The sequence below is a fragment of the Bacillus sp. FSL K6-2819 genome, assembly GCF_038008305.1.
In the GTDB taxonomy this organism is placed as follows: Bacteria; Bacillota; Bacilli; order Bacillales; family Bacillaceae; genus Bacillus; species Bacillus amyloliquefaciens.
In genome coordinates this window covers 1,665,144-1,689,367 of the sequence record NZ_JBBOYV010000001.1, presented here as the reverse complement: position 1 = coordinate 1,689,367, position 24,224 = coordinate 1,665,144, and the positions used below count along the sequence as shown (strand labels likewise).

Below are 24,224 nucleotides of genomic sequence, written 5' to 3'. Positions count from 1 at the left end.
CATGATTCAATCACATTTACTTTGAAAGTTCAAACACTTCATGCAGCGCATTTACGGCTGTTACCATATCTTTTTCATGAACGAGCACCCAGATCGTCGTATGGCTGTCGGCAGATTGCAGAATCGGAATGCCTTTATCCGAAAGTGCTGAGACGATTTTTGACGTCACGCCCGGCACACCCATTATTCCGGCACCGACCGCTGACACTTTCGCACAGCTTTCCGTCACTGTCGGCTCATAGCCTAATTCGGCCAAAATGCCGCGCGCGGCTTCCGTTTTACTGCCGGCTACGGTATATACGATTTCACTCGGCGTAATGTTAAAGAAATCCACGCTGATGCCGGCATTCGCCATTGCTTTAAAGACTTCTGTCTGAACATTGTATTGCCCCATTTTGGCTGGAACCTTAAATTGCGTCACATCTTTTACATGGGCGATCCCCGTGATCAGCCGTTCGAACACATCGCTGCCGACCTTGGACGAATGATGAGACGTCACCAAAGTGCCTTTGTCTTTTGAATAAGTGGAGCGCACTCGGATCGGCACCTTTGCCTGCATGGCGATCTCCACCGCGCGCGGATGAATGACTTTCGCTCCTTGATAGGCAAGATTGCAGATTTCCGTATATGTGACATTCGGAAGCGGCTTAGCATTTTCCACGATTCTCGGGTCGGCCGTCATGACGCCTTCCACGTCCGTAAAAATGTCGATAAATTCCGCATCAACCGCAGCGCCGATCGCCGCTGCTGATGTATCGCTTCCTCCTCTGCCGATCGTCGTCGTGTCGCCTTTTTCAGTCGCTCCCTGAAATCCTGCGACAACGACGGCATCATGGCTGGCGAGTGTCTCGAACAGCCGCTCTGTTTTCATTTCTATAATTTTGGCGTCAGTATGCTGGGCGTTTGTTAAAAACCCTGCCTGGGCTCCTGTTAAAGCTGCGGCTTTTATGCCGTTTTCCTTCAGCATGCTGGTAAAAACAACAGACGAAATCGTTTCTCCGCAAGACAAAAGCATATCCTGCTCTCTCGGAGAAATATCGGACTGGCTGCCGTAAAGAAGCCCGATCAAAGAATCTGTCGCGTACGGGTCTCCTTTTCTTCCCATCGCCGATACGACAACGATAACTTTATAACCTTCACTGATGGCATCTTTAATGTGTGCTAACGCAAGCTTGCGGCCTTTGTCATCTTTTACGGATGTTCCGCCGAATTTTTGAACAATGATCTTCACTATTTTCACTCCAAATTAGTCTGACGTAACAGAAGAGAGCAGGCAGAGCCTTACTCTCTTCTGATCGCCTATAGAAAATACGTTTGTTTTATACGAGGTTCAGTTTTTGCAGGCTTTCCGCAATTTGAACTGAGTTCCAAGCGGCGCCTTTTAACAGGTTATCAGAAACAACCCACAAATGAAAACCGTTTGCTCTGTCCAAATCTTTACGGATTCTTCCTACAAATACATCACGTTTACCGACGCAATCAGCAGGCATCGGGTAAAGCTGCTCCGCCGGATCATCCTGAAGCGTAACACCCGGAGCCTCTTTTAAAAGCTGTTTAATGTCTTCAACGGTTGCGTCATCACGGTCAAGCTCAATGTAAACAGATTCTGAGTGGCCTGTTTCAATCGGCAGTCTGACACATGTCGCAGCCACTTCCAGCTTCGGCATATGCATGATTTTTTTCGTTTCATTAATCATTTTCATTTCCTCAAACGTGTAGCCGTTATCTTGGAATTTATCAATTTGCGGAATGGCGTTAAAAGCGATTTGATAGTGCTTTTTGTCCCCTTTAACCGGCATAATGGACGGTTCTATAGGTTCATTGTTTAAAATCGCCTTTGTCTGGCTGTACAGCTCTTTCGCCGCTTCATTGCCGGCCCCGGACACAGCTTGGTAAGTAGATACAATGACTTTTTTCAAACCGTATGCTTTGCGGATCGGTTCAATCGCCGCCACCATCTGAATCGTTGAACAGTTAGGGTTGGCGATAATGCCGTTATGTTGATGCAGATCAGCTTCGTTCACCTCAGGCACTACAAGCGGTGTATTTTCGTCCATACGGAATGCGCTGGTATTGTCAATCACGATGGCTCCCCGTTTTACAGCCTCAGGCGCCAGGCTTTGTGATACGCTCCCGCCGGCGCTGAATAACGCGATATGAACGCCTTCGAAGCTTTCCGGAACAGCTTCCTGCACTGTATATTCTTCGTCTTTAAACGTTACTTTCGTACCAGCAGAACGCTTTGAGGATAGTAGTGTGAGTGTTTCGATTTCAAAGTTTCTGTCTTCCAATGTTTCCAGCATTTGCTGTCCTACGGCTCCCGTCGCTCCGACAACTGCTACGTGTAATCCTCTTCCCATCTGTAAAACTCCTTCCGCCAATTAAGCATCATTTGTTGAATTGACTTTGCATTTTACGTTTTATTTTACCATAGAATAGTCACGGATTGACCGAATTTTTTTATTCCGGAATGATTTTCTCTATCATGATTTTTTATTCTTGATGCTGTACGAGCACCGGCTGAACCTGCTGATGCAAAAGAGCTTTTTCCACCGTAATCGGAAGGAGATCCATTCTGGCGACAAGCGATGTCGGTTTTTTCACATGGTCATCCTGGCCGAACGGGATGAAAAATATATGTTTTGCGGACATCAGCCTCATTAAATTCGTTCCGTTTAAACCAAGGCCGTCATTTGTCGAAATTCCGAGCACGACCGGCCGGCTGTTGCGGATCGTGGCTTTCGCCGCCATAAGGACAGGGCTGTCAGTCATCGCATTTGCGAGCTTGCTCATTGAGTTTCCGGTTAAGGGGGCGATGACCATGCAGTCGAGCGGAAGTTTCGGCCCGAGAGGCTCCGCTTTTACGATGGAATCAATGACCTCAAAACCTGTTGCTTCTTCAATTTTTCTGACCCAATCTTCCCCCTCTCCAAAGCGCGTATCGGTCGATTGGACCGTCGACGTCACAATCGGCCGGACTTCAGCCCCCTGACTGACAAGCGCTTCTATTTGCGGAAAAACCTCTTCATATGTGCAATGAGAGCCGGTTAATCCGAATCCGATTCTTTTCCCTTTCAAAGACATGGCTATCTCCCCTCTTTCTTTAAGTCTGCCAAAAGCTTGCTCAGTACGTTCGCAATAATCTGTCCCGCTGTTTTCGGAGCCACAATCCCCGGAAGCCCCGGAGCAAGCAGCGCTTTAATGCCTTGCTTTTCAGCATATTTGAAATCCGTTCCGCCCGGACGGGATGCTAAATCCAAAATCAAGGTCCTCGGCGTCATACGCGATAAAACCCTTTGATTCAGAATCAGGCTCGGTACGGTGTTAATGCAGATATCGATATCATTTACATGATCAGTAATCTCTTCAATTTGAAAAGGAAAAAGCCCCATTTCCGATATACGGGCCAAATGAGACGAACTCCGCGCTCCCACTTTTACCTTCGCCCCTAACGCTGCAAACGTCCGGGCGATTGTCATACCGGTGCGCCCCATGCCGAGAACGGCGACATTTGACCCGTGAATGGTATAATCCGTATGCTGAATCGCCATCATGATTGTACCTTCGACAGTGGGAATCGAGTTGAATATCGCGATGTCGTCCCGCTCAAATAATTTAACAAGCTTGCGGCCGGCTTCGCTGGCGATGCCCTCGAGGTATGCGTTAGAGATGCCGGAATAAATAACGCAATGCTCCGGTGTCTGCTCGAGATAGCTTTGCTTTAATACCACTTCTTCATTTGAAAAAACCGTGGAAACAACGCCTTCTCCGGTCGTTGCCGATACAGGCAGGATGATACTGTCTATTTTCGGAAATGGAATCTCATCAATTTTGCATTTGACGGTTCCCGTAAAACCGTCATCCAATTGGTCAAACCCTGCAAGATAAATATCGGCATGCTGTTCTGTCAGTTTTCTTATAATCTCAAGCTGTCTTGCGTCACCGCCAATGATCGCAATTGTCAATCCGGTTAACATTTGAAACGTTCACCTTCTTTACAGTTACTGGATCTTATAAGTGTCATCCTCCTCTTCATCGTATGTGCGAAGAGAAAGGGCGGTGAATGTACAGCGTTTTTTTCATAAAAAAAGCACCGGCTGTTTGAGCCGGTGCTTGCGAAAAATGAATACGGTCTACTCTTCTGGAGGAGTGATCTCCCCGGGAACATCTAAAATGATCATGTCTGACCCGATTTTTTGAATATGATTCCAGGGAACACGGATGTCGTGGCCTTGTTTTCTCAACCCGAACCATTTTACCGTCGGTATCAACAGCGCGGTAATTTGTCCGTCCTGTTCATTAATTTCCAAATCGGTCTGGCCGAGCACGCCGAGTCGCTCTGCCCGTTTAATGTCTACAATTTCTTTACCTGACAGTTCACTGAGCCTCATGATAGCCACCCCCTTGTACTATATGACCCTGAGCAAAAAAAAATGCCTGCCCCGTACAGAGGCAGACTTCCCGCTTAAGATGAGGCCGGCATATTGCCGGTCGGACTGATGAGCGATAATGCGTAATCATCCGTAAATAAGCGGCGGCTCAGGCCGTTGACGCTCTCCAGGCTGACTGCATTTAATTCAGCGATAATTTCATCCATCGTCTTATGCTTTCCGAGCAGGAGTTCGTTTTTCCCGTTCCGGCTCATTTTGCTGTTTGTGCTTTCTAAGCTGAGCATTAAACTTCCCTTCATTTGCTCTTTGCTGTTTTCCAGTTCTTTCGGGGTAATGCCGTCACGTTTTAGAACCGATAACGTTTCTTGAATGGTTTCAGACAGAAGCCCGAGCTGATTAGCGCCGGTGCCTCCATAAATCGTCAGCATACCGCTGTCTTCATAGGAACTGTGATAGCTGTATACAGAATAGGCCAGTCCTTTATCTTCACGCACATCCTGGAAAAGACGGCTGCTCATGCTTCCGCCCAGCACGTTGTTTAAGACGATTAAATCGTAGATGTCCGGGTCTCCGACTTTCAGGCCTTTAAAACCGAGGCAGAGATGCGCCTGTTCGGTGTCTTTTTTTCTGGTCAGCTTTTCATAATGAAACTCAGGCTGGCTGATACCGCTTGCCTTGCCCTTTGCTTCGTATGTACCGAACCATTTCTCCACGTCTTTAATAAATTGTTCTGTTACATTTCCGGCGACAGAAATGACGACGCGGTCCGGTGTGTAAAAGTTATCCATATGCTGTCTGAGAGAATCACCGTTAAAAGCAGAAAGCGTTTCCTCCGTCCCGAGTATCGGGTAGCCGAGCGAATGATTTCCGTATGTCGCTTTGCTCAGCAGATCGTGGACAATGTCATCCGGCGCGTCTTCATACATCTTAATTTCTTCATATACGACGTTCTTTTCTTTTTTGAGTTCATCTTCATCAAAAGCAGAATGAAAGAACATATCGGCCAGCACGTCAAGTGCGTAGTTTGCATGTTCATCCAGCACTTTGGCGTAATAGCACGTATATTCTTTTGAAGTGAAGGCATTCACTTGACCGCCTATCCGATCGAAGGATTCTGCGATTTCCCGTGCGGATCTCGTATTTGTTCCTTTAAAAAACATATGCTCAAGAAAGTGCGAAATACCGTTTGTATCCGGCGTTTCATGGCGTGATCCCGTTCCGATCCAGACGCCGATTGCCACGGACCGCACCGTTGGATTATTTTCAAGCACAACTCTTACACCGTTTTGGCATGTATAGCGTTTTATCAAGTTTGTTCCTCCTATTCAAAGACAGGCAAACTACCGCCTGCTACTTCATCAGCCTGTTTTCATCCATTAAGTCAGACACTGAGCCGAGCGCATAGCCTTTTTCTTTGATTTTTGTAATCAGCGTTTCCAGGCTTTTCGCAGTCGGATCAGTCGGATGCATTAAAATCATGGCTCCGTTATGTATTTTGCTCAACACCCTTGTTTGTAAAACAGCCGGAGACGGTTTTTGCCAGTCAATGGTGTCAACGGTCCACATGATGGTGCCCATTCCTTTTTCCGCCGCAAGGTCGACCACGGCTTTTCTGAAGCTGCCGCTTGGCGGCGCAAACCATTTCGGCTTCATGCCGAGCGTCTCGCTGATTTGTGCATTGGTTTTGTCAAGCTGTTCGGAAATGCTTCCTGATGTCAGTTTGCTCATATCAGGGTGATTGTATGAATGATTTCCGATTTCATGTCCGTCTGCCGCTATTTTTTTCCCAAGTTCCTGATTGTTTTTGAGCCATTTTCCTTCAAGAAAGAAAGTTGCTTTGACCTGATGCTGCTTCAGAATAGGCAGCATTTGCTCCACGTATTCATTTCCCCAAGCTACATTTATCAGGAAAGCGACCATCGGCTTGTCGGGATTTCCTTTATAAATGGGTTCGGGCGCAAGAGAATCGAGATGGACTTTCGGTTTTACCTGTTCATAGACAAGGTCATCTTCGTGAAATTCTCCATCCTTTTTCATTTGCTTATAGGATTTTTCCACATTGACCTTTAAACCGTTATAACCAGGTATCGCCTTCCATATTTTATCAATCCTCGCATCTTGCGGCTTCACTTCATACTCCGGCGCTTTTTGGAGCAATTCCTCATAAAGCGGATCTTTTGATGCTGACACAGTCACTGCGTCTTTTTTCATTGCGTCTATGTAATCAACTGTATACGGGTTTTTTAACATCTCAAACGAAACAAAAAAAAGAAATAAAAAAACGGCAAACGGCACGAATTTTTTCAACATGTCCTTCCCCCCTCATCACACATTATGTATGAGGAGGACAAGGTAGAACCCGCTGTTGTCTTTCTCAAAATAAAGAAGCCGGGTCTCCCAGGCTCCTTGTTAGGTTTTCATTTAAGATTGTTGTTGTTCTTGTTCTTTTTCTTTCTCTTCGCGCAGCACTGCTTTACGCGACAGGTTGACTCGTCCCTGTTTGTCGATTTCAGTTACCTTCACAAGGATTTCGTCACCGATTTTCACAACATCCTCAACTTTGCCGACCCGTTCGAGCGCAAGTTCAGAGATGTGAACGAGACCGTCTTTTCCGCTGAAGATTTCAACGAAAGCGCCGAATTTCTCAATCCGCTTGACTTTACCGAGGTAAAGCTGGCCGACTTCGACTTCTCTGACAAGATCTTCGATGATTTTTTTCGCTTTTTGGTTGCTGCTTTCATCAGTAGAAGAAATAAAGATGGTGCCGTCTTGTTCAATGTCAATTTTAACACCGGTATCTTCAATGATTTTGTTGATTTGTTTGCCGCTCGGTCCGATAACGTCACGGATTTTATCCGGATTAATTGTCATCGTTAAGATTTTCGGCGCATATTGAGAAAGTTCTTTTCTTGATTCACCAAGCGTGCTGAGCATGCTGTTCAAGATTTCCATTCTTCCTTTTTTCGCCTGCTGAAGCGCTTCTTCAAGAATTTCTCTTGAAAGGCCTTCAATTTTAATGTCCATTTGCAGCGCTGTCACGCCTTTTTCCGTGCCGGCTACTTTAAAGTCCATGTCACCGAGGGCATCTTCCATCCCTTGAATATCCGTTAATACCGTATAGTACTCGCCTGATTTCACAAGTCCCATCGCGATACCCGCAACAGGCGCTTTAATCGGAACACCGGCGTCCATCATGGCAAGCGTGCTCGCGCAAATGCTGGCCTGTGAAGTGGAACCGTTTGATTCAAGCACTTCAGATACGAGACGAACCGTATACGGGAAGTCTTTTTCATTCGGAATGACCGGCTCAAGCGCACGCTCTCCAAGAGCCCCGTGACCGATCTCACGGCGTCCCGGTCCGCGCATCGGGCCTGTCTCCCCTACGCTGAATTGCGGGAAGTTATAATGATGCATAAACCGTTTTGATTCTTCCACGCCTAAACCGTCAAGAATCTGAACGTCGCCAAGAGCACCTAATGTACAAACACTGAGCGCCTGCGTCTGTCCTCTCGTAAACAGCCCGGAGCCATGCGTTCTCGGCAGAAGGCCGACTTCTGAAGAAAGCGGGCGGATTTGATCGACACCGCGGCCGTCAGGACGGACTTTTTCTTCTGTGATCAAACGGCGCACTTCGTTTTTCACAAGTTTAGACAGTGTCTGTTTCACTTTTTTGATCGTATCTTCATCGTGCTCTTCTTCTTCAAATTTCGCGACGACTGCATCTTTCACTTTATTGATCGCATCTTCACGCGCATGCTTTTCGTGAACCTGAATGGCGCTGAGAAGATCCGGCTCCGCAAGACTTTTTACTTTTTCGCTGAGCTCTGCATCAATTTCATACAGTTCAATTTCGGTTTTTTCTTTGCCGACTGCCGCCACAATTTCTTCTTGGAATGCGATCAGGCGCTTAATTTCTTCGTGGCCGAACATTATCGCCTCAAGCATGATTTCCTCAGGAACTTCATCCGCTCCCGCTTCCACCATGTTGATGGCGTCTTTTGTGCCTGCAACGATGAGGTTGATATCACTTTTTTCAAGCTGGTCAACCGTCGGATTGATGATGAACTGTCCGTCAATGCGGCCTACCGTCACACCCGCAATCGGACCTTCAAACGGAATATCGGAAACGCAAAGAGCAAGTGATGAACCGAACATTGCAGCCATTTCAGATGAGCAGTTCTGATCAACACTCATGACAATACTGATAACCTGTACTTCGTTACGGAATCCGTCGGCGAAAAGCGGACGGATCGGACGGTCGATCAGACGGCTGGCTAATACGGCCTTTTCACTCGGACGGCCTTCTCTTTTAATAAAGCCGCCGGGAATTTTACCTACTGCATATAATCTTTCTTCGTAATTAACGGTAAGCGGGAAAAAATCTAGCGGTTTCGGTTCTTTTGATGCGGTTGCTGTGCTGAGCACTGCGGTATCGCCGTAGCGGACCATAACAGCGCCGTTTGCCTGTTTGGCAAGCTGGCCGGTTTCTACTGTAAGCTGTCTGCCGGCCCAATCTATGGTAAAGACATGTTTCTCTTGTCCCATTCGATTACGAGCTCCTCTCTTAATGTGTGAAATAATCAATTACTCCTATTATGAACGAAATGAATTGAACATATCAATGTCAAAGTAGTATGTAAAAGGATTTCATTGTTTTTTATCATTATTTTTTCGCTTTAATACGATAAAAAAGCGGGAATCCTCCCGCTTTTTACGATTATCGACGTAAGCCTAGTTTGTTAATTAACTCACGGTAACGAGTTACGTCTTTATTACGCAGATACGTAAGAAGATTACGACGTTTACCTACCATTTTAAGAAGACCGCGACGTGAGTGGTGATCTTTCTTGTGAGTACGCAAATGCTCGTTCAAGTTGTTAATTGAGTCTGTTAGGATAGCGATCTGAACTTCTGGAGATCCAGTATCAGATTCGTGTGTTTTGAACTCGCTGATGAGTTGGTTTTTACGCTCTTGAGTAATTGCCATCCTGTTTCACCTCCATATCATAATTAGCCCCAGTTACCTAGCAACCGTCGGTGACTTCGGATTGCCAAGCAATGGTTTTAAGACTACGAAACATATGATACTAAAAATCGCGCCCATATGCAAATCTTTTAGAATAAAATTTGTGTACTTTTGATGATTTTTCCGTTATTTGCTGAAAAAACGGATCGCTTCTTGTTTGTCTTTCTCGATCTGGGCCGTCAGTTCATCGATGCCGTTAAACTTCCGTTCGCTGCGGATGCGTTTGTACCACTCGATTTTAACGTCTTCCCCGTATACATCCTGTTGAAAATCAAATAAATGAATTTCAATTGACGGCTGATCGGGACGCTTTTCATAAAAGGTAGGTTTATAGCCGATATTGCAGACGCCTTCATACTTCTCGCCTTTTATTTCGGCTTTCACGGCATAAACGCCTGTCGGCGGCACGATATAACTGTTGTTGAGGCCGATATTGGCCGTCGGAAAGCCGATGGTGCGGCCTCTTTTGTCTCCGTGAATCACAGTGCCCCGGATAAAATACGGCTGGCCGAGGAGAGTGTGTGCCAGCTCAACGTCGCCATCCTGCAGCGCTGACCTGATGTAAGTGGAACTGATCTTTCTGTCCTGCTCGGTCTGTTTTTCGACAGTCGTGCATTCAGCCTTGCCGTTTAAATCGTCCGGCAGTGTGGCCATCGTGCCTTTTCCGTATTTTCCGTACGTAAAATCAAAGCCTCCCACAGCATGCTGAGCGTTTAATCCTAAAATATAATCCTCGGCAAACTGTTTTGGAGACAAAGCCGCAAACGCTTCATCAAACTTTACGATATACAGCACATCGGCGCCTAAACGTCCGATCTGGCTGATTTTATCTTCAAGCGGCGTAATCAGATCCTTTGGCTCTTTGTCCCTGCCCAAAACATGGGAAGGGTGGGGATGAAACGTCATGACGGCCAGCGACAGGCCTTTTTCTTCGGCAATTTGTCTGGCTGTTCCGATTACTTTCCGGTGCCCTAAATGAACGCCGTCAAAGTAGCCGAGCGCCATGACAGACGCCGGCTGCTCTTCTTTTTGTAAATGATGCGGATGAGAAATATGTATCGTCTTCACAGAACGGTCACCTTTTTTCTTATTGTTCGCTTTTTTGCATCAGCACTTTAGCCGGTTTCAGCAGTCCTTTTTTTGAAGGGTGCGGCATATAAATGGCCACACATTCTCCGGCTTCGGTACAGACCGCTATACGGGCGTCAGCTGTCATTGCAGAAAATTCAGCCGGGATGTCAAACACTGACCCGTTTTCAGCTTTCTTAGCTAATGTATCACTTATGACCCATTTCGGCAAATGATTGAGCGCTCTTTCAATCGGCACCGCATGCTCTGCAACCGTGCCGTCTGAAGCCTGCTGCTCAAGCTCATCAAACGTGAAACACTCATCAAGGCTGAAATCGCCGGAAGCAGTCCGGATAAGATGCGACATATGCGCGGGATAGCCGAGCTTTTCACCGATTGTCACTGCCAATGTTCTGACGTAAGTCCCTTTTGAGCACGTGACTGTGAAGCGGAATGACGCTGTATCATCCGTATAAGTGACAGGTGAAGTGAGGGAGATATCTTCAATCGTGATATTCCGCTTCGGCCGCTCCACTTCAATACCCGCTCGGGCGTATTCATAGAGCTTTTTCCCGTTCACCTTCACCGCGGAATACATCGGCGGCACTTGCTCCTGCGGTCCCTTTAGTTCGTCTAAAACGGCTTTGATGTCCGTTTCATTTATCGGCTCCTTGACAGGTTTTACGCTGACGGTTTCCCCCGTCTGATCTTCAGTCGAGGTGGAGAAGCCGAGAGTGATCTCAGCATCGTACGTTTTTGACTTGTCGGTAACGTACTCAACGATCTTTGTGGCCCGTCCGACACAGATCGGCAGTACGCCTGACACTTCCGGATCAAGTGTGCCCGTATGACCGACTTTCTTTGTTTTTAACAGTTTTCTTATTTTCATTACACAGTCGTGAGAAGTCATGCCGACCGGTTTATGTAAAAGGAGAACTCCGTTAACCATCTGTCTTTCGCTCCTTTGTTATCATTTGTATCCCGTAAAACGCAGAAAAGAGGACAGACGACAACGCCCATCCTCTTTTCCCGTTATTCAGACGGTTTATCTGAATGCAGTTCGTGAATCAATGTTTCAATACGGTTGCCGTATTCAATTGATTCATCAAATTCAAATTCAAGCTCAGGCGTTTTACGGAGTCTGATTCGGCTGCCGATTTCGGAACGGATAAATCCCTTCGCTTTCTCAAGGCCTTTCAGCGCCTCCTCTTTCTTTTTCTCTCCGCCGAGAACGGAGATATACACCTTCGCTATTTGCAAATCACCTGAAACACGTACGTCTGTTACAGTCAGAAATCCGATTCTCGGGTCTTTCAGCTTTCGGCTGATAATATCCCCAAGCTCTTTTTTCATCTGTTCTCCGACACGGTTTGCTCTCATACTCAATTCAATCACCTCTAAGTTAAAACCACTCTGTTCTAGTGATCGTCCGTTCTATTTCGGGAAAGGAGTCAATAAACGCGAGTACGCGCTGAATCTCCTTTCCCGCCTGAACGTGAGAGGAGGAGACGACGGCGATTCCGAAGCTGGTCCGCTGCCAAGTGTCCTGATAGCCGATTTCAGCTGCCGACACGTTGAACTTATTCTGAACCCTCGTCATAATCCGCTTCAGAACGGCTCGTTTCTCCTTTAATGATCCCGCATCGTAAATGATGCATTCACATTCCGCAAATCCGATCACTTTCTTTCGATTTCCTGCATGACATACGCTTCAAGGATGTCACCTTCGCGGATGTCATTGTATTTCTTAATCGTAATACCACATTCATACCCTTGTGAAACTTCTTTCACATCATCTTTGAAGCGTTTCAGAACATCTACTTCCCCTTCGAAGATTACCACGCCGTCACGGATCAAGCGAAGTCCGCTGTCACGTGTAATGTGGCCGTCTGTTACATATCCGCCGGCAATCGTGCCGATTTTCGACACTTTGAATGTTTGGCGCACTTCAACCTGACCGATGACTTTTTCTTCGTATTCAGGATCAAGCATTCCTTTCATCGCCGCTTCAATTTCTTCGATGACTTTGTAAATGATACGGTGAAGACGGATATCTACATTTTCAGCTTCAGCCGTGCTCTTAGCATTTCCGTCTGGGCGCACATTAAACCCGATAACGATTGCATTTGAAGCAGATGCGAGAATGATGTCTGATTCCGTAATCGCACCGACGCCTGTGTGAATGATTTTCACTTTTACGCCTTCTACTTCAATTTTTTGAAGAGCGGCCGTTAACGCTTCGGCAGAACCTTGAACGTCCGCTTTTACGATTAAGTTGATATCTTTGACATCGCCTTGTTTAATTTGCTCAAACAGATCATCAAGGCTCAGCTTCGCTTTGTCGCTGCGCTGTTCTTCCAATTGCTTGGAAGCACGCGCTTCACCGACAGAACGGGCTGTTTTTTCGTCTTTAAAGACGAGGAATTGATCGCCAGCTTGCGGTACGTCATTTAAGCCCGTGATTTCCACAGGTGTGGACGGTCCGGCTGTTTTCACGCGGCGGCCGAGATCATTGACCATGGCCCGCACGCGGCCGAATGTATTTCCGACAACGATCGGATCTCCGACTTGCAATGTTCCCGTTTGAACGAGAAGTGTCGCAACAGATCCTCTTCCTTTATCGAGCTCAGCTTCAATAACCGTTCCTTTTGCCTGACGGTTCGGATTGGCTTTCAGCTCTTCTACTTCACTGACAAGCAGAATCATTTCGACAAGCTCGTCAATTCCCTTACCTGTAAGAGCGGACAGAGGAACGAAAATCGTTTCTCCTCCCCATGCTTCCGGAACGAGTCCGTATTCAGTCAGTTCCTGCATAACACGGTCAGGGTTCGCGCTTTCTTTATCCACTTTATTCACGGCAACGATAATCGGAACCTCAGCCGCTTTCGCATGGTTGATGGCTTCGACTGTTTGCGGCATAACGCCGTCATCAGCCGCTACGACTAAAATGGTAATATCGGTTACTTCCGCTCCGCGTGCGCGCATCGTTGTGAACGCTGCGTGTCCGGGTGTATCAAGGAAAGTGATTTTTTTGCCGTTTTCTTCGATCTGGTAAGCCCCGATATGCTGGGTGATTCCGCCGGCTTCTCCTTCAACAACTTTAGTCTTTCTGATGCTGTCAAGAAGGGTCGTTTTCCCGTGGTCAACGTGGCCCATGATCGTTACGACAGGCGGACGGATTTGAAGATCTTCTTCTTTGTCAGCCTCTTCATATTTTTCAAGCTCAGTTTCTTCAAGCACAATCACTTCTTCTGTTTCTACACCGTATTCAGATGCGATCAGTTCGATTGTGTCTTTGTCAAGCTCCTGGTTAATCGTAGCCATTACGCCCAGAAGCATCAGCTTTTTAATGATTTCAGACGGTTCTTTGCCCAGTTCTTCGGCTAAGGCTCCGACTGTTAAAGAGCCGGAAAACGTAATTTTCTCAGGAAGCTCTTTTTTCGGCTTCAGCGGTTTTTGCTGATGCTGATTTTTGTTGTTATGATTGCGTTTGTTTTTGTTTTTGTTGTTGTTGTTATTCTTCTTGTTTTTGTTAAATTGATTATTCTGCACGTCATTCTTCTTTCCGTCTCGAATTTTGTTTGGTTGATTCCCAGCAGGCTGCTGATTAACCCCTTGCGGCTGCTTGTTTTTGTTCGTTTCCGCAGGCTTTTGAGATTTAACGCCGGCGCCGCCTTTTTTAAATTTCGCATCAAGCTGCTTAATGGTCTTTTCTTCAAGCGTTGCCATATGGTTATTTACTACTATATCCATGTTTTTCAGCGCCGTCAAAATTTCCTTACTTGAAACATTGATGGCTTTTGCATATTCGTATACTCTCATTTTAGCCATTCGTTCACCCCCAAAAATATTAATCGAGCAAGCTGATCAGCTTATTCGCAAAACCTTGGTCAGTGACGGCGACAACGACACGTGATTCCTTGCCGATAGAGCGGCCGAGATCCGCGCGGCTTTCGACTTTTTTATAAGGTACTTTATAATAATTGCATTTATCGGATACTTTTTTTGCAGTATTCGCAGATGCATCTTCTGTCAGCAGAACAAGTTTTGCACGCGCATTTCTAATTTCTTTTATAACCAAGTCCTCGCCCGACACGACCTTACGAGCTCGATTGGCCAGACCCAGCAAGGGAAACCATTCCATTCCAGACATGTTATTTTTTCACCTTTTCCGCCAGTTCCAGCAATTCTTCGAAAATCTGGTCATCGATTTGTGATTGAAATTGATTTTGCAATGTGTTTTTCTTTTTCGCAGCTAAGATGCATTCTTTCTCAAGGGTGATATAGGCACCCCGCCCGTTCTTCTTGCCTGTCGGATCGACTGAAATCTCTCCTTCTTTTGAACGGACAATTCGGATCAGTTCCTTTTTAGGCTTCATTTCCCCCGTTACCACACATTTGCGCAGAGGAATTTTTTTTCGCTTATTCACCTAAAGTCACCTCTTATTCATCCGATTCGGCTGTTTCAGGCTCCATAAAGAGCGGCTCTAAATCGTCATCTTCTTCATGCTCTCTCGGAAAGATGCCAATGTCTCTTGCATCCGTTTCACTTTTGATATCAATTTTCCATCCTGTCAGTTTCGCGGCTAAGCGGGCGTTTTGCCCTCTTTTTCCGATTGCCAGAGAAAGCTGGTAATCAGGAACGATGACAGTCGTGGCTTTTTCTTCTTCGTTGACGATGACATCCAGCACTTTAGATGGGCTGAGCGCATTGGCAACAAATTCAACCGGATCGTCAGACCAGTTGACAATATCAATTTTTTCGCCTTTCAGTTCATTGACGATCGCCTGTACGCGCTGGCCTTTAGGACCGACGCATGAACCGACAGGATCGACGTCAGGATCATCAGTGCGGACGGAGATTTTAGAGCGGTCGCCCGCTTCTCTGGCAACGGATTTCAGTTCGACCGTTCCGTCATAAATTTCCGGCACTTCGATTTCAAAAAGACGCTTCAAAAGACCGGGATGTGTTCTTGATACATAGATTTGCGGCCCTTTTGTCGTTTTTTCGACTTTTGTAATGAATACTTTAATACGATCGTGAGGTTTATAGCTCTCATTCGGCATTTGTTCATTAACGGGCAGCAGCGCTTCAATCTTGCCGAGAGACACGTAAATAAATTTGCTGTCTAAACGCTGTACAATTCCCGTCATGATGTCTTCTTCACGATCGATAAATTCTGAATAAATCACGCCGCGCTCAGCTTCACGGACACGCTGCGTCACAACTTGTTTTGCTGTCTGCGCAGCAATGCGGCCGAAGTCTTTCGGCGTTACTTCTATTTCAACGACATCTCCGACAAGGTAGTTCGGATGGATGTGCTGGGCGTCGTCAAGCGAGATTTCAAGCCTTGAATCGTATACCTCGTCTACGACATCTTTTCTTGCGAACACGCGGATGGTGCCCGTCTCACGGTTCAGATCGACCCGTACGTTTTGCGCCTGGTTAAAATTTCGCTTATACGCAGAAATTAAGGCAGCTTCAATTGCTTCGATGATAATGTCTTTACTGATGCCTTTTTCTTTTTCAAGAATCGTGAGGGCATCTAATAGTTCACTGCTCATGTTAGCGGTCTCCCCCCTTAAACACTAATACTTCATTCATTAAAAAGTTACAGCTAATCTTGCGTTAGCTATTTTTTCATACGGAATATTGACCCGTTTCTTTCTTGTTTTAATCGTCATCTCTATTGTAGCAGTTTGTCCATCAAATTCAGCCAATTTGCCTTCAAACACTTTTAAACCGTCAATCGGTTCGTACGTTTTCATGTACACATTTTTGCCCAGTGATTTTTCGAAGTCGGCTTTTTTCTTTAATGGACGCTCGGCTCCAGGAGAAGATACTTCAAGAAAGTAGTTTTGAGTGATCGGATCGGCCTCATCCAGCTTTTCGCTTAACGCTTCGCTGACTTTGGCGCACTCCTCAATATCAACACCGTTATCGGAATCAATAAACACGCGAAGGAACCAGTTTTGACCCTCTTTGACAAATTCAATGTCTACGAGTTCAAGCTGAAGGTCATCTAGTATGGGCTGAGCCATTTCTTGAACGGTATCAGTCACTTTTTTGCTCATGTTTTTCCTCCTTGTGCTGTCGATATCATATCAGCCGTTCCTCTGCATAAAAACCCTGCTTCTAAAGAGCAGGGGCTTTGAGAAAACGATGGACATGTCGAGGCAAAATTGCCTGTTCAATACAAAAGAGCGGGTTTCCCCACTCTTTGGCCTCGGTAATCGTTAGCATTTCCAATAAAACTATACCATAACCATATATTTAATGCAAATCAAACTCCGCCTAAAAGGCTTGCTGCCAAAGCTTAAAACAGTGACAGCTGGTTTTGGTCCGGAAGCGACTCCAGACAGCCGTGGCGGTCTAAATACTCTAAAATGGTTTTTGACACTTTTCCGCGTTTTTGAAGGTCTTCTTTTGAAAGGAACTCTCCTTCTTCCCGCGCTTTTACAATATTGAGAGCGGCGTTGGTTCCGAGACCCGGAATTGAGTTGAACGGCGGGATCAGACTGTTGCCGTCAATGATAAATTCCGAAGCGCTTGAACGGTATAGATCGACCTTCTGGAAGGAATAGCCGCGTTCACACATTTCAAGCGCAAGCTCTAACACGGTAAGGAGGTTTTTTTCCTTCGGCGAAGCATCAAGCCCTTTAGAGCTGATATCATCCATAACCGCCCTGATGGCAGTCGAGCCTTTAATCATCGTATCAATGTCAAAGTCATCGGCACGTACGGTAAAATACGCAGCATAGTATAAAAGCGCGTGATGCACTTTAAAGTATGCAATCCGTACCGCCATTAACACATATGCGGCGGCGTGGGCTTTCGGGAACATGTATTTGATTTTTTTGCATGAATCAATATACCAGTTCGGCACATTGTTCTTTTTCATTTCTTCTTCCCATTCCGGCGTCAGGCCTTTGCCTTTACGGACAAATTCCATGATTTTAAAGGCCAGTGAAGGCTCAAGGCCCTGATAGATCAAATAAACCATGATGTCATCGCGGCAGCCGATCACTTCGCTCAGTTCACACGTATTGTTGTGTATCAGTTCCTGCGCATTGCCGAGCCATACGTCAGTCCCGTGAGAAAGCCCGGAAATCTGAACAAGCTCAGAGAACGTCGTCGGCTTCGTATCTTCGAGCATCTGCCGCACAAATCGCGTCCCGAATTCAGGAATGCCGAGCGTCCCCGTTTTGCAGCCGATCTGCTCTTCAGTGACGCCGAGTGATTCTGTCCCTTGGAAAATCTTCATAACCTCAGGATCATCCGTCGGAATCGTCTTCGGATCAATTCCGCTTAAATCCTGGAGCATCCGGATGACTGTCGGATCATCGTGTCCTAATATATCAAGCTTCAGCAGGTTGTCATGAATGGAGTGGAAGTCAAAGTGAGTTGTTTTCCATTCAGAACCCGTCGCATCAGCCGGGAATTGAATCGGTGAAAAATCGTAAATATCCATATAATCAGGCACAACGATAATGCCCCCCGGGTGCTGGCCGGTCGTTCTCTTAACACCGGTGCAGCCCTGTACGAGGCGGTCGATTTCAGCGCCGCGCATGTGAAGGTTGTGGTCGCCCGCATAGCCTTTCACATATCCGTAAGCCGTCTTTTCCGCAACGGTGCCGATCGTTCCCGCACGGTAAACATTATCTTCACCGAACAGCACTTTCGTGTAGTTATGCGCATGCGGCTGATACTCACCTGAGAAGTTCAAGTCGATATCGGGTACTTTATCGCCTTTGAAGCCTAAGAACGTTTCAAACGGGATATCGTGTCCGTCCTTTTTCAAAGGAGTGCCGCAAGACGGGCAGCTTTTATCCGGAAGGTCAAAACCGGAACCGACGGATCCGTCATTAAAGAATTCGGAATACCGGCAGCTCGGGCACACATAGTGCGGAGCGAGCGGGTTCACTTCAGTGATTTCCGTTAAAGTCGCCACAAGTGATGAACCGACGGATCCCCGGGAGCCGACGAGATAGCCGTCATCCAGAGACCGTTTTACAAGCTTATGAGAAATGAGATATATAACGGCGAATCCATGGCCGATGATGCTTTTTAATTCTTTCTCTATTCTCGCTTCAACAATTTCAGGAAGCTCTTCACCGTAAATGCTTCTGGCGCGCTGATAGCTCATTTCACGGATTTCTTCATCGGCTCCGTCAATTTTCGGCGTGTACAGGTCGTCTTTAATCGGTTTGATCTCTTCGATCATGGAAGCGACTTTTTGTGTATTCTCAACCACGATTTCTTTCGCTTTTTCCGCACCCAGAAAGGAGAAAGCATCCAGCATTTCATCTGTCGTTCTGAAATGCACTTTAGGCAGTTCATGTCTGTTTAACGGGTTGGCGCCGCCTTGAGAAGAAACTAAGATCTTCCGGTAAATTTTATCCTCATCGTTTAAATAGTGGACATTTCCTGTCGCAACGACCGGCTTATTCAGTTTTTCCCCGAGCTTCGTAATGTTTGTGATAATTTCTTTCAGCGCTTTTTCATCCCGGACGAGCTCAAGCTGCAGAAGGTGCCTGTATACTTCCGGCGGCTGCACTTCAAGATAGTCATAGAAAGATGCGATATCTTCAACCTCTTCAGGTGATTTTTGCATCATGCCTTCAAAGACCTCTCCCCTGTCACAGGCAGAACCGATTAACAGGCCTTCTCTGTATTTATCAAGCTGCGACCTTGGAATGCGCGGCACTCTGTAGAAATATTGAATATGAGAAATGGACACGAGCTTAAACAGATTTTTCAAGCCGGTCTCATTCACGGCAAGCAATGTAGCGTGATAAGGCCTTGATCTTTGGTAAGCATTGGATTGTCCCATATTCTCATTCAGCTGATCATGATAAAAAATATCTTTTTCAGCCGCGTCTTTGAGCATTTTTAACAGCAGATATCCTGTTGCTTCAGCGTCAAAGACCGCTCGGTGGTGCTGGGTTAATTCGATATCAAACTTCTTACATAACGTATTTAAGCGGTGATTTTTAAATTCAGGATACAGGAAACGCGCGAGTTCCAGCGTATCAATGACCGGATTTTTCGCTTTTTCGGTTTTCAAAAGGCGCTTATACGCTACATTTAAAAATCCCATATCAAAGCTGGCGTTGTGAGCCACTAGCACATCATCGCCGATCCATTCTTTAAAATCCCTGACAACGTCAACGACATCGGGCGCGTCGCGGACCATGTCATCCGTAATTCCGGTGAGCTCTATCGTCGTTGCTGACAGAGGGTGGTGCGGATTGGCGAACGCTTCGAATTTATCAATGATTTCTCCGCCTCTTATTTTGACTGCCGCAAGCTCAATGATGGTGTCATACACTGCTGACAGACCCGTCGTTTCAACGTCAAAGACGACATATGTGTCTTCTTCCAGAAGACGGTGAGCGGGATTGTATGCGATCGGAACGCCGTCATCTACGATATTGGCTTCCATTCCGTAAATCATTTTAATACCGTGCTTTTTCGCGGCGGAATATGCATCCGGGAAGGACTGCACGACGGCATGATCAGTTAACGCAATCGCTTCGTGTCCCCATTTTTTCGCCTGTTCGACAAGCTTTCCGATGCCCGTTACGGCGTCCATTTGGCTCATCGGAGAATGCAGATGAAGCTCTACCCGTTTTTCGCCTTCAGGAGCGGTGTCTTCCCGGGTTTTGGCTTTTATTTCATTCACGTCATTTGCAATCATGACGAGGTCTCTGACGAATGTATCGTTTTGGATGCTTCCCCGCGCTTTCACCCACATGCCTTTTTTCAGTGTTTTCATGAGGGCGGCGTCTTCTTTTTCTCTTGCAAACATTTTCACTAGAATACTGTTTGTATAATCCGTAATTTTGAAAATACAGAGCGTCCGTCCGCTTTTCAGCTCGCGTGTTTCAGCATCAAACACATAGCCCTGCACCGTGATTCTTCTTTCTTCATCCATGATGCTGTCAAGCGTCCGGATTTCTTCGTTCTCTTTAATTTGATAGCCGATGACAAGCGGTCCGGATGGCGTCTGATCCTCATCGCCCTCTTTTTCCTTCTTCTCCATTTCGATAAGCGCCTGCATCGCCCGCTCCTGATCTTCAGCAAGCTTTTGCTCGCGGAATTTCTGAACTTCTTGGTCAGACACGAAAATTTCGGTATCCAGCTGCAGTTCAGGAAAGCCGAATTGGCGATAGCTGTGCTGAATCAGTGCGCTGTATTTATTTTTGAGCGCCGATGCTTCTGTATCCGTCTTTGTTTTCACGATCAGCTTGTTTCCCTTGAGCTTCGGCTTCTGCTGATTCAAAAGGGCCACCATCGGCGGCGAGGTTCCTTCAAGCTCTTCGATACAGCGCGTCCAATAATCCTGTACAAGCTCCTCTGACACGCTAGGGTCAATGACTTGAATGGATGATGTGACACGGGCGATGTGAGCAAACGATTGTGTTAACCTCATCATGAATGAATCATATATTTGATACGGCAAAAGAGCCTTGAAGCGAAATTGGAAATGCCAGGCCTTTTCTGCTTTATGGATTGTCAGTTTATCAATCTCTCCATCTTCAAAGTATGTCATGAAGGTATCATCTGTCATATTAAGCTGCTGCAGAAGAATCTGAAACTGTCTTCTGTTTACTGATAACTGTTCCATTCAGACAGTATCCCTCCCTTAAAACATCATAAGTGAAGGTACCTCCGCAGGTGATGAGGTACCTTCTTTTTTCTCTATTTTAACATGATTTTGTACGATTCGTTATGGCGATTACTTCGTCTTGATAAATTCAGAAAGCTCATCCACTGAAACTTCGGCGGATTCACCGGTTTTGCGGATTTTCACTTCTACGATGCCTTCATCGGCACGTTTACCGACAGTGATGCGGATCGGAAGGCCGATCAGGTCAGAATCAGCAAATTTCACGCCTGCGCGTTCTGCGCGGTCATCGTATAACACCTCATAACCTTCCGCTTGGAATTTGCCGTAAAGCTTCTCAGCAAGCTCTTTTTGCGCTTCGTTTTTCATATTCAGCGCCAAAATATGAAGATCATACGGAGCAACGCTTTTCGGCCAGATCAGGCCTTTTTCGTCGTGATGCTGTTCAGCGATTGCTGAAAGCGTTCTGGACACGCCGATTCCGTAACATCCCATCAGCATCGGCTGCGCCCGCCCGTTTTCATCAAGGTATGTCGCATTCATAGCTTCTGAGTAACGCGTGCCGAGCTTAAAGACTTGTCCGACTTCAATTCCCTCAGCGAAACGGATCGTGCCTTTTCCGTCAGGTGACGGATCGCCTTCCTGAATGATTCGAAGATCGGCATATGCTTTTACAGACGCATCGCGTTCGATGTTTACGTTTCGGTAATGGCGGTCTTTTTCATTCGCGCCGCTTACGGCGTTTACCATCACTTTGACAGCCTGGTCGGCATAAATCTCAATGTCGCCGGCAGCGCCGATCGGCCCCGCAAATCCCGGCTCCGTGCCAAGCTTCTCCGCTACTTCTTCATGAGACGCAAGCTCAACCACTTCCGCGTTCAGAAGGTTTTTCACTTTTACGTCATTGACCTCATGATCGCCTCTTACTAACACGAGAACAAATCGGTCATCCGCTTTAAACAGCATTGATTTGATGCAGGCGCTCGGCTCGATCTGCAAGAAAGAAGCCAGCTCTTCAATGCTTTTAACATTCGGCGTATCAATTTTTTCCAGCGCCTCAGGTTTTTCATCTGACGGCTCGGTGTTCATGACAACTTCCGCCATTTCCGTGTTAGCTGCGTAAGAGGACCCATCGGAATATGCGATGGTATCTTCCCCTATTTCGGAAAGAGCCATAAATTCATGCGTGTCTTTTCCGCCCATTGCGCCTGAGTCGGCAATAACGGGACGGACATTTAATTCGCAGCGTGCGAAAATGCTGCTGTATGCGCCGTACATGTTTTGGTACGTTTCTTCCAGACTTTCTTCAGAGGCATGGAAAGAGTACGCATCTTTCATGATGAATTCGCGTCCCCGCAATAACCCGAAACGCGGGCGTTTTTCATCTCTGAATTTAGACTGGATCTGGTAAAGAGTGAGCGGCAGACGCTTATAAGATTTCACCTCATCGCGCACGAGAGAAGTAATGACTTCTTCATGTGTCGCGCCTAAAGCAAATTCGCGGCCGTGACGGTCTTTCAGACGCATCAATTCAGGCCCGTACGTATACCATCTGCCTGATTCCTGCCAAGTTTCAGCCTGCTGAAGGGCCGGCATCAGCATTTCCACCGCGTTGATTTTTTCCATTTCTTCACGCACGATCTTCTGAATGTTTTGAATGACCCTGTAAGCCAGGGGCATGTAGCTGTAAACCCCGCTCGTATTTTGTCTGATAAATCCCGCTCTCAGCAGAAGCTTATGGCTTTTTGCTTCAGCATCAGCCGGCACTTCTCTCAGGGTCGGAATAAGCGTCAAACTTTGTCTCATGTCTTCGCACCTCTGATTTTTTTACTAGTCAATTATAAGAATAAACGCTGGATATCGTTCCATGTGACAACCAGCATAAGAAGCATTAAGAAAGCGACGCCGATAAATACGACAAATGCTTCCTTGTCACGGTTAATCGGCTTGCCGCGGATTGCTTCAATAAATAAAAACAGCAGTCTTCCGCCGTCAAGCGCCGGGATCGGCAGCAGGTTGACGATTCCAAGGTTGATGCTTAAAAACGCCGCAAACTGGAATAGGTTGATAATACCGGTTTTTGCAACCTGATCCGTCATATCATAAATTCCGACAGGGCCTGAAAGCATATCAAGCTTAAACTGGCCTGTCACGATTTTGCTCAGATTGGTCAAGATCGCCTTTGTGACATCAACCGTAGATGTCGCGCCGTAAGCGATCGCAACAAACGCGCCTTTTTCAGTCGGCGCATAAGAGCCGAAGCGGCCGATTGTTTTTTTGTTTTCATCTTTTACGGCTTCAGGGGTAACCGAGATATGAAACGATTTGCCGTCACGTTTCACGGCGACATCGATTTTTTTCCCGGGATTGTCTTTTACCGCTGTCACGATGTCAGTCCATGACCGCATCTTTTCACCGTTAATGCTCTGGATATAGTCGCCTTCTTTTAAACCGGCAGCCGCTGCGCGTCCATTGTCTGTCAGTTTTCCGAGCTCAGGCTGATTCGAAGGCACGCCTTGAATGAATCCAAGCATGACGAGAATGACATATGCTAAGATGAAGTTCATAATCGGACCGGCAGCAATCGCCTTAATCCGCTGCCATACAGGTTTTGACCCGAATTGGCGGTTGTAAGGCGCAATCTGCACTTCTTCTCCGTCTACGATGAAAAAAGAGGTCTGACTGACAGTAAAGCCCGACAGTTCATCTTCTTTCCCCTGCTCATACCCTGTAATCTTCATTTCGTGCTCAAGATCAGCCGTCTCCACCTCGACAATTAAAGCGTCGGGGTATTTTTCCTTTTGATTAATGATGACTTTTTCCACTTCGTCGTCTTTATTAAAAAGAAGCCCGACGGTATAACCGGGTTTGACTTCAATCATCTCCGGGTCTTCACCGGCCATGCGGACGAACCCGCCGACCGGAAGGAGCCTGATTGTATACACGGTTTCATTCTTTTTAAATGAAAAGATTTTGGGCCCGAAGCCGATCGCAAATTCACGGCAAAGGATTCCCGCTCTTTGGGCGAGCAGTAAATGCCCCAGCTCATGGAAAAAAACGAGCGTTCCGAAAATAATAATAAACGCGATAACTGTATTCACGAACATA

Annotated in this window: 21 protein-coding genes; all 21 read right to left on the bottom strand. The window is 46.5% G+C overall.

Going from position 1 to position 24,224, the window contains the following annotated elements:
- Nucleotides 1-16 precede the first annotated feature (16 nt).
- Nucleotides 17-1,231, bottom strand: coding sequence for an aspartate kinase (gene dapG / locus MHH91_RS08880; protein ID WP_014470390.1), 1,215 nt, complete (start codon nucleotides 1,229-1,231; stop codon nucleotides 17-19).
- A gap of 88 nt (nucleotides 1,232-1,319) precedes the next feature.
- A complete protein-coding gene (gene asd / locus MHH91_RS08875; RefSeq protein ID WP_013352301.1) occupies nucleotides 1,320-2,360 on the bottom strand; it encodes an aspartate-semialdehyde dehydrogenase in 1,041 nt (346 codons plus the stop codon).
- Between the two features lie 133 nt (nucleotides 2,361-2,493).
- Nucleotides 2,494-3,084, bottom strand: a complete 591-nt coding sequence (dpaB, locus tag MHH91_RS08870; protein WP_013352300.1) for a dipicolinate synthase subunit B — start codon at nucleotides 3,082-3,084, stop codon at nucleotides 2,494-2,496.
- 2 nt (nucleotides 3,085-3,086) lie between these two features.
- A complete protein-coding gene (dpaA, locus tag MHH91_RS08865; protein ID WP_013352299.1) occupies nucleotides 3,087-3,977 on the bottom strand; it encodes a dipicolinic acid synthetase subunit A in 891 nt (296 codons plus the stop codon).
- Nucleotides 3,978-4,133: 156 nt separating this feature from the next.
- A complete protein-coding gene (locus MHH91_RS08860; protein WP_003154176.1) occupies nucleotides 4,134-4,391 on the bottom strand; it encodes a YlmC/YmxH family sporulation protein in 258 nt (85 codons plus the stop codon).
- 74 nt (nucleotides 4,392-4,465) lie between these two features.
- Nucleotides 4,466-5,701, bottom strand: a complete 1,236-nt coding sequence (locus tag MHH91_RS08855; protein WP_013352298.1) for a M16 family metallopeptidase — start codon at nucleotides 5,699-5,701, stop codon at nucleotides 4,466-4,468.
- A gap of 40 nt (nucleotides 5,702-5,741) precedes the next feature.
- Nucleotides 5,742-6,701, bottom strand: coding sequence for a polysaccharide deacetylase family protein (locus MHH91_RS08850; protein ID WP_013352297.1), 960 nt, complete (start codon nucleotides 6,699-6,701; stop codon nucleotides 5,742-5,744).
- Nucleotides 6,702-6,812: 111 nt separating this feature from the next.
- On the bottom strand, nucleotides 6,813-8,936 hold the full coding sequence (gene pnp / locus MHH91_RS08845) for a polyribonucleotide nucleotidyltransferase (RefSeq protein ID WP_014470391.1): 2,124 nt from the start codon (nucleotides 8,934-8,936) through the stop codon (nucleotides 6,813-6,815).
- A 172-nt stretch (nucleotides 8,937-9,108) separates the two neighbouring features.
- Nucleotides 9,109-9,378 (bottom strand): 30S ribosomal protein S15, encoded by a 270-nt coding sequence (gene rpsO / locus MHH91_RS08840; RefSeq protein WP_003154182.1) that lies wholly within the window; start codon nucleotides 9,376-9,378, stop codon nucleotides 9,109-9,111.
- A 165-nt stretch (nucleotides 9,379-9,543) separates the two neighbouring features.
- The gene (ribF, locus tag MHH91_RS08835) at nucleotides 9,544-10,485 is read right to left on the bottom strand and encodes a bifunctional riboflavin kinase/FAD synthetase (RefSeq protein ID WP_014471831.1); all 942 of its coding nucleotides are present in this window, start codon (nucleotides 10,483-10,485) and stop codon (nucleotides 9,544-9,546) included.
- 19 nt (nucleotides 10,486-10,504) lie between these two features.
- On the bottom strand, nucleotides 10,505-11,434 hold the full coding sequence (gene truB, locus MHH91_RS08830) for a tRNA pseudouridine(55) synthase TruB (protein ID WP_013352294.1): 930 nt from the start codon (nucleotides 11,432-11,434) through the stop codon (nucleotides 10,505-10,507).
- An 83-nt stretch (nucleotides 11,435-11,517) separates the two neighbouring features.
- Nucleotides 11,518-11,871: a 30S ribosome-binding factor RbfA gene (gene rbfA, locus MHH91_RS08825; RefSeq protein WP_003154185.1), complete on the bottom strand. Its 354-nt coding sequence runs from the start codon at nucleotides 11,869-11,871 to the stop codon at nucleotides 11,518-11,520.
- Nucleotides 11,872-11,887: 16 nt separating this feature from the next.
- The gene (locus MHH91_RS08820) at nucleotides 11,888-12,166 is read right to left on the bottom strand and encodes a DUF503 domain-containing protein (RefSeq protein WP_340977561.1); all 279 of its coding nucleotides are present in this window, start codon (nucleotides 12,164-12,166) and stop codon (nucleotides 11,888-11,890) included.
- Nucleotides 12,163-14,316, bottom strand: a complete 2,154-nt coding sequence (infB, locus tag MHH91_RS08815) for a translation initiation factor IF-2 (protein WP_013352292.1) — start codon at nucleotides 14,314-14,316, stop codon at nucleotides 12,163-12,165. The genes MHH91_RS08820 and infB overlap by 4 nt, the downstream gene beginning before the upstream one ends.
- A 19-nt stretch (nucleotides 14,317-14,335) precedes the next feature.
- Entirely contained in the window at nucleotides 14,336-14,638 is a 303-nt protein-coding gene (locus MHH91_RS08810) for a YlxQ family RNA-binding protein (RefSeq protein WP_003154192.1), read from the bottom strand.
- A gap of 1 nt (nucleotide 14,639) precedes the next feature.
- Nucleotides 14,640-14,915, bottom strand: a complete 276-nt coding sequence (gene rulR / locus MHH91_RS08805) for a glucose-induced regulator RulR (RefSeq protein ID WP_003154193.1) — start codon at nucleotides 14,913-14,915, stop codon at nucleotides 14,640-14,642.
- A gap of 13 nt (nucleotides 14,916-14,928) precedes the next feature.
- Nucleotides 14,929-16,050, bottom strand: a complete 1,122-nt coding sequence (nusA, locus tag MHH91_RS08800; RefSeq protein WP_013352291.1) for a transcription termination factor NusA — start codon at nucleotides 16,048-16,050, stop codon at nucleotides 14,929-14,931.
- 39 nt (nucleotides 16,051-16,089) lie between these two features.
- Complete coding sequence (rimP, locus tag MHH91_RS08795) at nucleotides 16,090-16,560, bottom strand: ribosome maturation factor RimP (protein ID WP_013352290.1); 471 nt, start codon at nucleotides 16,558-16,560, stop codon at nucleotides 16,090-16,092.
- A gap of 242 nt (nucleotides 16,561-16,802) precedes the next feature.
- The gene (locus tag MHH91_RS08790) at nucleotides 16,803-21,116 is read right to left on the bottom strand and encodes a PolC-type DNA polymerase III (RefSeq protein WP_013352289.1); all 4,314 of its coding nucleotides are present in this window, start codon (nucleotides 21,114-21,116) and stop codon (nucleotides 16,803-16,805) included.
- A 111-nt stretch (nucleotides 21,117-21,227) separates the two neighbouring features.
- Nucleotides 21,228-22,922: a proline--tRNA ligase gene (gene proS, locus MHH91_RS08785; protein WP_013352288.1), complete on the bottom strand. Its 1,695-nt coding sequence runs from the start codon at nucleotides 22,920-22,922 to the stop codon at nucleotides 21,228-21,230.
- Between the two features lie 32 nt (nucleotides 22,923-22,954).
- Nucleotides 22,955-24,223 (bottom strand): RIP metalloprotease RseP, encoded by a 1,269-nt coding sequence (gene rseP / locus MHH91_RS08780; RefSeq protein ID WP_088030506.1) that lies wholly within the window; start codon nucleotides 24,221-24,223, stop codon nucleotides 22,955-22,957.
- Nucleotide 24,224: the final 1 nt, after the last annotated feature.

What these genes read in the sequence shown, in the direction of transcription:
- rimP (WP_013352290.1), bottom strand. Translation starts at nt 16,560, where the DNA reads ATGAGCAAAAAAGTGACTGATACCGTTCAAGAAATGGCTCAGCCCATA.
- asd (WP_013352301.1), bottom strand. Translation starts at nt 2,360, where the DNA reads ATGGGAAGAGGATTACACGTAGCAGTTGTCGGAGCGACGGGAGCCGTA.
- rseP (WP_088030506.1), bottom strand. Translation starts at nt 24,223, where the DNA reads ATGTTCGTGAATACAGTTATCGCGTTTATTATTATTTTCGGAACGCTC.
- proS (WP_013352288.1), bottom strand. Translation starts at nt 22,922, where the DNA reads ATGAGACAAAGTTTGACGCTTATTCCGACCCTGAGAGAAGTGCCGGCT.
- dpaA (WP_013352299.1), bottom strand. Translation starts at nt 3,977, where the DNA reads ATGTTAACCGGATTGACAATTGCGATCATTGGCGGTGACGCAAGACAG.
- dpaB (WP_013352300.1), bottom strand. Translation starts at nt 3,084, where the DNA reads ATGTCTTTGAAAGGGAAAAGAATCGGATTCGGATTAACCGGCTCTCAT.
- MHH91_RS08810 (WP_003154192.1), bottom strand. Translation starts at nt 14,638, where the DNA reads ATGTCTGGAATGGAATGGTTTCCCTTGCTGGGTCTGGCCAATCGAGCT.
- MHH91_RS08790 (WP_013352289.1), bottom strand. Translation starts at nt 21,116, where the DNA reads ATGGAACAGTTATCAGTAAACAGAAGACAGTTTCAGATTCTTCTGCAG.
- nusA (WP_013352291.1), bottom strand. Translation starts at nt 16,050, where the DNA reads ATGAGCAGTGAACTATTAGATGCCCTCACGATTCTTGAAAAAGAAAAA.
- MHH91_RS08860 (WP_003154176.1), bottom strand. Translation starts at nt 4,391, where the DNA reads ATGAGGCTCAGTGAACTGTCAGGTAAAGAAATTGTAGACATTAAACGG.
- pnp (WP_014470391.1), bottom strand. Translation starts at nt 8,936, where the DNA reads ATGGGACAAGAGAAACATGTCTTTACCATAGATTGGGCCGGCAGACAG.
- truB (WP_013352294.1), bottom strand. Translation starts at nt 11,434, where the DNA reads ATGGTTAACGGAGTTCTCCTTTTACATAAACCGGTCGGCATGACTTCT.
- MHH91_RS08850 (WP_013352297.1), bottom strand. Translation starts at nt 6,701, where the DNA reads ATGTTGAAAAAATTCGTGCCGTTTGCCGTTTTTTTATTTCTTTTTTTT.
- infB (WP_013352292.1), bottom strand. Translation starts at nt 14,316, where the DNA reads ATGGCTAAAATGAGAGTATACGAATATGCAAAAGCCATCAATGTTTCA.
- rpsO (WP_003154182.1), bottom strand. Translation starts at nt 9,378, where the DNA reads ATGGCAATTACTCAAGAGCGTAAAAACCAACTCATCAGCGAGTTCAAA.